Consider the following 5,987-nt stretch of genomic DNA (forward strand, 5'->3'; position numbering starts at 1 on the left):
CGTCGCCGCCGCGGTCCCGGTGTTCGTCCTGTTCGCGTGGCGGGTGGAGCCGACCGAGCCGGTGCGGCCGGACCAGCCGGTACGCGAGCGGTTCGCGCTCGGCCCGCTGGCCGAGCTGCTCTCGCGGCCCTCGATCCTGTACACGACCGGCCTGGCCATGCTGGGCGCGTTCACCTGGCAGGCGACGGCCTCCTTCCTGCCGACGTTCCTAGAGGTCGGCGTCGGGTGGTCGGGCGCGCTGTCGGCGCTCCTGTTCTCGCTGTACTTCCTCGTCCACGGCGGCACCCAGCCGCTCACGGGGTCCGTCTCCGACCGGATCGGCCGCGACACGACCGCGATGATGACGATGGGCGCCGGCGTCGTCGGGTACGGGCTGCTCGTGGCCGCGGCGCGGTTCGACCTCGGACTCGCCGTCACCGTCGCCGGCGTCGGGTTCGTCGGGGTCGCGATGTCGTGGGGCGCGCCGGTGCAGTCCCGGTTCATGGACCTGCTGTCGGACGCGGAGCGCGGGGCCGGCTTCGGACTCGTGCGCACCGCGTACATGGTGCTCGGCGCGTCAGGCAGCGTCGTCGTCGGTGCCGTCTCCGACGTCGCCGGCTGGACGGTCGCGTTCGGGGTGCTCGCGGGCGTGATGGGGCTCGGGCTGACGGCGCTGTCCGTGAACCGACTGTTGGGACTCGGGTACTAGCCGGTCGACTCCCGGACGCGAACCGTCCGCCCCGCTCCGCGTCTCGCCGCAACTCGTATACCGGTCACGCTCGATCGCCGACCATGGCACGCGAGGTGACCCACGAGGAGCGTGGACCGGCCCGACTCGACGAGTCCGACACGGGCGACGACGGGATGATCTACGTCTGTCAGTGCGGCCTCTCGGGATCGAGGCCGTTCTGTGACGGATCGCACAACGCGACGACCGACGAGGCCGACGACGCCGTGTACAAGTACGAGGACGACGATCCGGACGGGGAACGCCGAGAGATCGCCGAGATCGTGTACGAAGGCGAGTGAGCAGCCGTGGTGTACGTGGCTCCGGAATCGGCGGCGACGCGGAGCCGGATCGGCCGCGACGCGGCTACAACACGCCCATCGCGTCGAGCCGCTCCGGCAGGTAGGTGTCGGTAACGAAGTCGAGCCCGCGGCTCGCCAGCGACTGCTGTTCGGACTTCTTGCCGATGTCGAGCTGGAGTTCGATCTGCTCTTCCCAGTAGTCGGTCTGGAACCGCGGGTCCTCTAGCTCGGATTCGAGGGCGTTCACGTCCGAGTCGGAGAGCGGGTCGGAGGGCAGGTCGTACTCGACGATGTCCTCGGGCTGGATCCCGACGAACTGCGCCTCCGGCGTCGCGAGGTACTCCGAGAGGTGCGCGGACTTGATGGAGCCGTACGCCACGGAGCCGTAGATCCGGTAGGACCACGGGTCGCCGTCGGCGAACACGGCGACGGGGACGTCGAGCTCGTCGTGGACGCGCTTCGTGATCCGGCGGGTCGCCCGCGCCGGCTGTCCCTTGAGGTGGATCACGAGGCAGTTGTACGCCTCGTCGAACCCGTTCTCGACGAGCCGGTCGCGCATCCCGCCGGTCTCGACCGCCAGCGCGAAGTCGATGTCGTCGTCGAGGAACTCGATCATGTCGGGGTTGTTCGGGATCTGGTAGCCGCCCTCCCCGACGTCCTCCTGGCAGTGGATCTCGCGCTCCCCGCGTCGCGTCTGCTCGCGGAGTTCGAGCGGGCCCATGAGCGTCGCGCCCGACTCCTCCGGGCGCATGTGGAAGTCCTCGCGGGTGACCCCGGTGACGATCTCTAAGTCCTCCACGAGGTCGTTCGACTCGTCTTGCGAGGAGAACTGCGCCTCGTCGTTGTCCCACGACTCGGAGAGGTAGTACAGCTCCCGCAGCGTCGACGAGCGGTCCGCGTCGAGCTGGTCCGCGAGGAACTCGATCGTGTACGCCGCCTTGAGCAGCTTCCGGGCGCCGCGCACCGAGTTCGCGCTCCGCGTGGACGTGCGGTCGCCGTACGTCCAGACCCCGCTCTCGGGGTCGTACTCGATGTTGCTCTTCGTCCGCGTCGGCAGCTCCAGTTCCGGAATCCGTCCGGCCGCGAACTGGTCGTAGAAGTCCGCGGCGAGGTCGATCAGCTCGTCTCGTGCGTCGGTATCCGTCGTCATTTATGCGTTCACCGTGAGTTTCTCCGTTTCGACGCCGCCGACGCTGACCTCGAAGTCGGCGTCGTCGGCGACGCTGTACGTCAGTTCCCGCTCGTCGCCCGACGGTACCTCGGGCTTCCACTGGACGAACCACTCGCCGTCCATGGCGACGACCGTCCCGTCGGAGAGGTCCGTCGGCTCCGCCGAGACGATGTCGGTGACCTCGAGCGTCTCGGTGACGTCGGAGTGGTTCTCCACGACGAGCGTCACTGTCCCGTCGCGGACCTCGCGCTCGACGCTCACGTTGTTCATGATCCGCGCGAGCGCGCCGTCGATGTCGGGACGGGGACGGCCCGTCACCTCCGACACCTTGTCGGCCATCTCCGGGAGGATTCGGCCGAGCACGTCCTGTTTCTCCCGGCGCTGTTGCATCGAGCGCCGCTTCTTGAGGTACGACTTCAGTTCGCGGGCCGCCTCCCTGACCGCGAGCTCGATCTCGTCTTCGATGGCCGGCACGTTCGCGATCGCGTCCTTCGACTCGCTCGTGAACGGGACGTTGGTGGACGCGACGTGGATGCTTATCACGGCCGGCCCGTTCGGCACCCCCGATCCCCCGGGCTGGTCGAGCCCGTAGTTGCGCCAGCCGATGGACTTGACCACGTCGGTCGTCGCGCAGGCGCCGCGCTGGTAGACCAGCGGGACCCGGTTCGCGAAGCGGAGCAGCTCGACGGCCCCCTCCGCCGGGATGTCCCCGCCGTAGGCGATCCCGGCCTCGACGATGAAGGGGTCGCCGCCGTGGACCTCGGCGTCGCGGGTCGCCGCCGCGTAGAAGTCGGCGTCGTACTCCTTTCGGAGGCCGGCCTCGACCAGCTCCGCCGTGATCGGGGCGAGACAGTCGGTCGGCGGCGCGAGGATGTCGGTCGTCCGCATCGCCTCCAACAGGTCGGCGGCGGCGTCGCGGTCGCCGGCGATCGACGACACCTTCGGCGGGTCGTCCGGCACCGTCCGCGCCCGCGACCAGAACGCCTCGACCACGTTCTCGCGGGCGGTCTCGCCGAACGTCGCGTCGTGCTGCTCCGCGACGAACGACGCCGCGTCGGCGACGAGCCGTTCGAGGTCGTCGCGGGTGACCCGGAACGCGCCGCCGTCGAGGTTCTCGAACCGCCGCGCGAGCGCCTCGGCCATCGCCTCGACGATCGCGTCGTCCTTGCGGGTCGAGGTCGCCTCGTCGACGAGCGCGTACACGTCGGGGACGAGCGCCTCGCCGTCGGGCTCGTCAGCGTCCGGGTCGATCCCCGTGATCGCCGCCCACGCCGCCGCGACCGCGTTCTCGCGAACGGTCGCGCCGAAGGTCCGGCCGGTGTCGGACGCGACCGCCTCCGCGACGTTATCGACGATCGCGGCGAGTTCCGAGCGCGCGAGCCGGTCGTTGTCCGCGACCGTCTCGGCCACGCCCTCGGCGAAGGCGGTCGTCGCCTCTTTGCCCTTGTTGGCGACCGCGTCCGCGACCGCGGCCTCGACGTCGCGGTCGTCGTGGGTCCGCGGCGGCGCCCACGCCAGCTCTCGCCCGTAGTGGACGTCGCGGAAGGTGTCAATGACCGAGTCCGCCGTCTTCTTGCCGACGCGGGTGAACTCCTCCTGGAGGAACCCCGAGACCGAGTACGACTCCGTCGCCTCCAGCATCTTGATCAGCGCGCCGAGCTCGACGCCGTGGGGGTGCGGCCGGATCTCTTCGGTCTCCGCTGGCAGCTCGTCGGTCGCGCGCTCGAACTTCAGCGGCTCGTCGAGCCCGGGCTCGCGCAGCTCGATCCGGGCGTGCGGGTTGACGACGGCGGTGTGTTTCACGTAGTCGTGGAGCTGCTGGCGGGCGCGCATGTTCGCCTCCATCTCCAGTTCGATCCGGGTGCCGTGGGGGCGGTCCCACGTCGTCTCCTCGTCCGCTTTGATCTCCGGCTCGTTCGTGTCGGTGTCGATGATCAGCTCGAAGTACTGCGCTCGGGACTGCCCCTTCGGACGGGACGTGATCTTCGCGGGCTGTCCGGACGTGAGCTGCGAGTACAGCACCGCCGCTGAGATGCCGATTCCCTGTTGACCGCGATTCTGCTCACGGGTGTGAAACCGGCTACCATACAAGAGCTTCCCAAACACCTTCGGGAGCTGTTCTTTCGTGATGCCCGGCCCGTTGTCCTCGATCACGACCCGGTAGTAGTCGCCCACCTCCTCGATCTCGACGTAGACGTCGGGGAGGATCCCGGCCTCCTCGGTCGCGTCGAGGGCGTTGTCGACCGCCTCCTTGACGGCGGTGACGAGCCCGCGGGCGCCCGAGTCGAACCCGAGCATGTGTTTGTTCTTCTCGAAGAACTCGGCGATGGAGATCTCGCGCTGGCCCTCCGCCAGCTCCTCCGCGATCCCCTCCTCGTCGCCGATCGTCGACTGGAAGGACGTCATTCGGTGCGTGTCCCTTCCCGCGAGGGGCGTAAAAACACACCGGCAGCGCGGCGAAAGTGTATCTCACCCAGAGACTGCGTCTCACCCGGTGTTCGGCATCGGCGCCGTCCACGGTTCCGGGGTGTGCCGCCGCCGGAACGGGTCACAGACACGTGGTTTGCGTTCAACACGTGGTTTGCGTTCACTGCGATTCCGAAGCACTCAGGGCGACGCCGGTGATCTCGAAGCGTGCACCCCCCTCATCGGAGTCAGTTACGGTGATCTCCCATCGGTGGGCGACGACGATTTCGTTGACGATTTTGAGCCCGTAGCCGGTGCCCTCGCCGGCCGTGGTGTAGCCCGCTTCGAATACCCGATCGCGTGTTTCCTCGGGGATGCCCGGGCCGTCGTCCTCGATGAAGAACCCGTCGGCGAGATCACGGCCCGAACCGTCACGTCTGCGCCGCCGTGTTCCACGCTGTTCCGGATGAGGTTCTCGAGTAGTTGCTGGAGACGGGCGTGGTCCGCCCGGATCGCGTGCGTGGTGTCGATGTGGAGCGTCGCATCGCCCGTTTCGACGTTCTGCCAGCAGCGGGCGATGATGTCCGCGAGCGCCACGTCCTCGAGTTCCATCGTGGTCTCCCCGTCGCGGGCAAGCGCCAGCAAGTCCCCGATCAACGTTTCCATCCGTTCGTGTGCCCGGGCGATGGCAGTGAGGTGATCGCTGTCACACTCATCGCGGACGAGTTCGAGCCGTCCCTGCGCGACGTTCAGCGGGTTTCGGAGGTCGTGGCTGACGACGCTGGCGAACTCTTCGAGGCGTTCGTTCTTTCGTTCGAGTTCGCGTTCGCGTTTCTTGCGATCGGTGATATCCCGAACCACCGCGAGAATGCGCTGGTGGCCATCGAGGGACGTCTGTCGGAGGTGGACTTCGACCGGGATGGGCTCTCCGGCTTTCGTTTCGTCGCGCCACTCGAAGGTCTGGGGGCCGTCGGTGGCCGCCTTCCGGATGTACTCTTCGGCACGCTCGCTCGTATAGGGTGGCTCGTCAAGGATGATATCCTCGAACTGCAGTTCGAGAAGTTCTCCCCGGGTGTAACCGAGCATCTCGCAGAACTGCTCGTTGGTGTCGAGGACCGAGCCGTCCTCGGCGTCGTGGAGCGTAATCCCATCTGGGATCTTCTCGAATAGCTCCTGATAATCGGGCATCGGTAAATTGTGTCACTCAAGACAAAAATAAGCATCCAATAGCTCACACCGTCACCGGTGTCCGGTAACTATATTCCGGTATCGACGATTGGGGGTTTCTCGTGAGGGTGAGAACTGTTCTATGACACCTGCGACGGGTGTTCTTGACACGCTAGCCGACAGGTTTCTTGCCGTTACGCCCCTCGGAACGGGTATGTCAGGATGGACGGCCGAC

The 5,987-nt window shown here is 67.4% G+C and carries 5 protein-coding genes and 1 pseudogene; 2 read left to right on the forward strand and 4 right to left on the reverse strand.

Features of this window, described 5'->3' with window-relative positions; translation table 11 throughout:
- On the forward strand, positions 1 to 688 hold a 688-nt coding region (locus GJ633_RS13115), incomplete at its 5' end, for an MFS transporter (RefSeq protein ID WP_156589180.1).
- Positions 689 to 771: 83 nt separating this feature from the next.
- Positions 772 to 1,008, forward strand: a complete 237-nt coding sequence (locus tag GJ633_RS13120; protein WP_156589181.1) for a CDGSH iron-sulfur domain-containing protein — start codon at positions 772 to 774, stop codon at positions 1,006 to 1,008.
- A gap of 64 nt (positions 1,009 to 1,072) precedes the next feature.
- Here GJ633_RS13120 and GJ633_RS13125 read toward each other — a convergent pair whose 3' ends face one another.
- The 4 genes and pseudogenes from GJ633_RS13125 to GJ633_RS17910 all read right to left on the reverse strand — a co-directional run.
- On the reverse strand, positions 1,073 to 2,158 hold the full coding sequence (locus GJ633_RS13125; RefSeq protein ID WP_156589182.1) for a DNA topoisomerase IV subunit A: 1,086 nt from the start codon (positions 2,156 to 2,158) through the stop codon (positions 1,073 to 1,075).
- Positions 2,159 to 4,585: a DNA topoisomerase VI subunit B gene (locus GJ633_RS13130; protein WP_156589183.1), complete on the reverse strand. Its 2,427-nt coding sequence runs from the start codon at positions 4,583 to 4,585 to the stop codon at positions 2,159 to 2,161.
- Positions 4,586 to 4,766: 181 nt separating this feature from the next.
- On the reverse strand, positions 4,767 to 5,156 hold the full coding sequence (locus GJ633_RS17905) for a sensor histidine kinase (RefSeq protein ID WP_321169083.1): 390 nt from the start codon (positions 5,154 to 5,156) through the stop codon (positions 4,767 to 4,769).
- Between the two features lie 113 nt (positions 5,157 to 5,269).
- Positions 5,270 to 5,773 (reverse strand): annotated as a pseudogene (locus tag GJ633_RS17910) (PAS domain S-box protein); the annotation flags it as partial.
- Positions 5,774 to 5,987 lie beyond the last annotated feature (214 nt).

This window comes from Halorubrum sp. CBA1125 (assembly GCF_009742825.1).
GTDB lineage: Archaea > Halobacteriota > Halobacteria > Halobacteriales > Haloferacaceae > Halorubrum.